Consider the following 3,429-nt stretch of genomic DNA (forward strand, 5'->3'; position numbering starts at 1 on the left):
GCATTTCTTGTGTCGCCCGTCCGGTACACGCCCGGACGGGCTCCCGCGAATCAAGCCCTTACGGGCTCGATTCGCGTCCGGCCATCCCTGGCCGGCCTGAGCGCTTGAAAAATTCACAAGCTCTCAGGGTTTGTGAAGAAATGCGCGTCCTGCGCATTTCTTGCGTCGCCCGTCCGGTACACGCCCGGACGGGCTCCCGCGAATCAAGCCCTTACGGGCTCGATTCGCGTCCGGCCATCCCTGGCCGGCCTGAGAGCTTGAAAATTCACAAGCTCTCAGGGTTTGTGAAGAAATGCGCGTCCTGCGCATTTCTTGCGTCGCCCGTCCGGTACACGCCCGGACGGGCTCCCGCGAATCAAGCCCTTACGGGCTCGCTTCGCGTCCGGCCATCCCTGGCCGGTCTGAGCGCTTGAAAAATTCACAAGCTCTCAGCCGCGGGGACGAATTTCCGTTACGGCGCGTGGTCCGCGGTCGCTTCGGTGGGGCCGCGGGCGGTCGGCCGGGGTTCGGTCGCGCTCGGGCAGGCCGGCGGCTGCATGGGCGCCAGGTTGCCCAGGAACTGCAGTGTGGCATTGCGCCAGGAGTAGGTTTTTGCGTGCGCCACGCAGGCGGCCGGATCGAGCTCGAGCGCCTGGCGCACGGCCTGGCCGAGGTCCTCGTGCAACGCGCCGGTCACGCCCGGCACTACCACGTCCCGCGGGCCGGTGACCGGATAGGCCGCCACCGGCACGCCGCAGGCCATCGCTTCCAGCAGCACCAGGCCGAACGTGTCGGTGCGGCTCGGGAACACGAACACGTCGGCGGCGGCCAGGTGCCGGGCCAGCTCCTCGCCCTGCTTGAAGCCGGTGAACTGCACGTCGGGAAAACGCTCGCGTAGGGCCGCCAGCGCCGGCCCGTCGCCGACCACGAACCGGCTGCCCGGCAGCTCGAGCGACAGGAATGCCTCGAGGTTTTTCTCGACCGCCACGCGCCCCACGTACATGGCGATCGGCCGCGGCGCGCGCAAAAAATCCTTCTCGCGCGGCTGAAACAGCGCGGTGTCGACGCCGCGGCTCCAGCGCACCAGGTGCCGGAAGCCGTGTTGTTCCAGGATGGCCTGCTGGGAGGCGGTGGCGACCATGGTGCGCGCGGCGGCGGCGTGGAAGCGGCGCACCGCGGCATAGGTCCAGCGGGCCGGGATTGGCGAACGCAGCGCCAGGTATTCCGGAAACTGCGTGTGATAAGCGGTGGTGAACTCGATGCCGCGGCGCAGGCAGTAACGGCGTGCCGCCAGGCCCAGCGGGCCCTCGGTGGCGATGTGGATGGCATCCGGGGCGAACTCGTCCAGCAGGCGCGTCAGGCGGTCGCCGGGCAGCAGCGCCAGGCGGATCGACCGGTAGCCCGGACAGGGCACGGTGCGAAACAGGTTGGGATGGATCACCTCGGCCGTGTGGCCGAGCGCGGTCAGCTCCTCGCAGGTGCGCTTCAAGGTGGTGACGACGCCGTTGATCTGCGGTTCCCAGGCGTCCGAGACGATGACGATCCTCATGCCGCCAGCGCCGGCAGCGTGGCGGCAGTCTTCAGCGCATGCTGCTGGTCGGACCAGTGCAGCAGCTCGATCTTGCCGTCGCCGTGCTCCACCAGCGCCGTGCAGCTCTCCACCCAGTCGCCGCAGTTCAGGTACAGCACGTCCCCGATCATGCTGATCTCGGCGCGGTGGATGTGGCCGCACACCACGCCGTCGACGCCGTGCCGGCGCGCCGCCAGCGCCACCGCGGCCTCGAAATTGGAAATGAAATTCACCGCATTCTTGACCTTGTGTTTGAGGTGTCCGGCCAGCGACCAGTACGGCAGCCCCAGCTTGCCGCGCACGAAGTTGACCAGCCGGTTGGCGCGCAGCAGCAGCGCGTAGGCCTGGCTGCCGACCAGCGCCAGCAGGCGGCTGCACTTGACCACGGCGTCGAACTCGTCGCCGTGCATTACCAGCAGGCGCCGGCCGTCGGCCGTCTCGTGGATGATCCGGTCGCGGATGGCGAGGTTGCCCATCCGCAGGCCGTCGTGGGCGCGCAGCAGCTCGTCGTGGTTGCCCGGCACGTAGATCACCTCGGTGCCGTGCTTGGCCTTGCCGAGCACCGTGCGCACCACGTCGTTGTGCGCCTGTGGCCAGTACAGGCCGCGGCGCATGTCCCAGAAATCGATGATGTCGCCGACCAGGTACAGCCGCTCGCAGGTGACGCGGTGCAGGAAGTCCAGCAGAAAGTCCGCCCGGCAGCCGCGAAACCCGAGGTGCACGTCCGAAATCCACACCGTGCGGTAGTGCCGGACCGGGGACTTGGCTGGTGACATGCGGGCAATCCTGGCTGCAATGTTGCCGGAAGTCTGGTAGTGATTTGTTACCGCGTCATTAACGCTCTGTTATTGATATGCAATGTTTCCTTGCCGGCGGGCGGCTGCAGGCCGGCGGCGCGGCGTCGATAATACGCGCCATGCAACACACCCGCCGCCTGCTCGAACTGATGGCCCGCCTGCGCGACCCGCAGCGCGGCTGTCCCTGGGACCTGCGTCAGGATTTCGCCAGCGTGGCGCCGTACACGCTGGAAGAGGCCTACGAAGTCGCCGACGCCATCGCGCGGCAGGATTTCGACGACCTGCGGCTCGAGCTCGGTGACCTGCTGCTGCAGGTGGTGTTCCACGCGCAGATGGCGCAGGAAGCCGGGCTGTTCGACTTCGAGGACGTCGCGGCCGGCATCTGCGACAAGCTGCTGCGCCGTCACCCGCACGTGTTCGGCGACGCCATGTTCGAGACCGACGCCGAGCGCGCCGCCGCCTGGGAGGCGGCCAAGGCGGCCGAGCGCGCCGACCGCAGCGAGCGCGACACGGGCCTGCTGGGCGGTGTGGCGCAGGCGCTGCCGGCGCTGCGGCGCGCGCAAAAGCTGCAGCAGCGCGCGGCGCAGGTCGGCTTCGACTGGCCCGATCTCGAGCCGGTGCTCGACAAGCTGGACGAGGAGCTGGCCGAGCTGCGGCAGGCCCTGCACCAGGGCGAGCGTGCCGCGGTGGCCGAAGAATTGGGCGATCTGCTGTTCGTGATGGCCAACCTGGCGCGGCACCTGCAAGTCGACGCCGAGGACGCGCTGCGGCAGGGCAACGCCAAGTTCGAGCGCCGCTTCGCCTACATCGAGCAGGCGCTTGCCGCCGCCGGCCGGCGGCCGCAGGACTGCACGCTGGCGCAGCTCGATGCGTTGTGGGACGCCGCCAAGGCAAACGGGCTGTGAGCGCTGCACGCGCCCGGCGCCTGGCTGGCGCTCAGGGCGGGGTGTCGTCGATCACCGGCGTGCCCGGCCGGCTGCGCGCCAGACCTCGAAACAGCGCCACCCGGTCGCCGTCGGCGCCGGTCACGGTCACGTCGTAAACACCGCTGCGCGGCCGGCGTTCGACCTCGCGCGCGGTGGC

General features: G+C 69.1%; 3 protein-coding genes. 1 reads left to right on the forward strand and 2 read right to left on the reverse strand.

Going from position 1 to position 3,429, the window contains the following annotated elements:
- Positions 1-451: 451 nt before the first annotated feature.
- Both PHC73_RS12775 and PHC73_RS12780 read right to left on the reverse strand, forming a co-directional pair.
- Positions 452-1,528 (reverse strand): glycosyltransferase family 1 protein, encoded by a 1,077-nt coding sequence (locus PHC73_RS12775; protein ID WP_300128943.1) that lies wholly within the window; start codon positions 1,526-1,528, stop codon positions 452-454.
- Positions 1,525-2,325 carry a UDP-2,3-diacylglucosamine diphosphatase gene (locus PHC73_RS12780; RefSeq protein WP_300128946.1) on the reverse strand — a complete coding sequence of 267 codons (801 nt, stop codon included), beginning with the start codon at positions 2,323-2,325 and terminating at the stop codon, positions 1,525-1,527. Before PHC73_RS12780 ends, PHC73_RS12775 begins: the two co-directional genes overlap by 4 nt.
- 140 nt (positions 2,326-2,465) lie before the next feature.
- Here PHC73_RS12780 and mazG point away from each other — a divergent pair, with 140 nt between their 5' ends.
- A complete protein-coding gene (mazG, locus tag PHC73_RS12785; protein ID WP_300128949.1) occupies positions 2,466-3,251 on the forward strand; it encodes a nucleoside triphosphate pyrophosphohydrolase in 786 nt (261 codons plus the stop codon).
- The last annotated feature ends 178 nt before the right edge of the window (positions 3,252-3,429 follow it).

Source organism: Immundisolibacter sp. (assembly GCF_028696615.1).
In the GTDB taxonomy this organism is placed as follows: Bacteria; Pseudomonadota; Gammaproteobacteria; order Immundisolibacterales; family Immundisolibacteraceae; genus Immundisolibacter.

Excerpts from the sequence above, each read along its gene's own strand:
- PHC73_RS12780 (WP_300128946.1), bottom strand. The coding sequence starts at position 2,325 with ATGTCACCAGCCAAGTCCCCGGTCCGGCACTACCGCACGGTGTGGATT.
- mazG (WP_300128949.1), top strand. The coding sequence starts at position 2,466 with ATGCAACACACCCGCCGCCTGCTCGAACTGATGGCCCGCCTGCGCGAC.
- PHC73_RS12775 (WP_300128943.1), bottom strand. The coding sequence starts at position 1,528 with ATGAGGATCGTCATCGTCTCGGACGCCTGGGAACCGCAGATCAACGGC.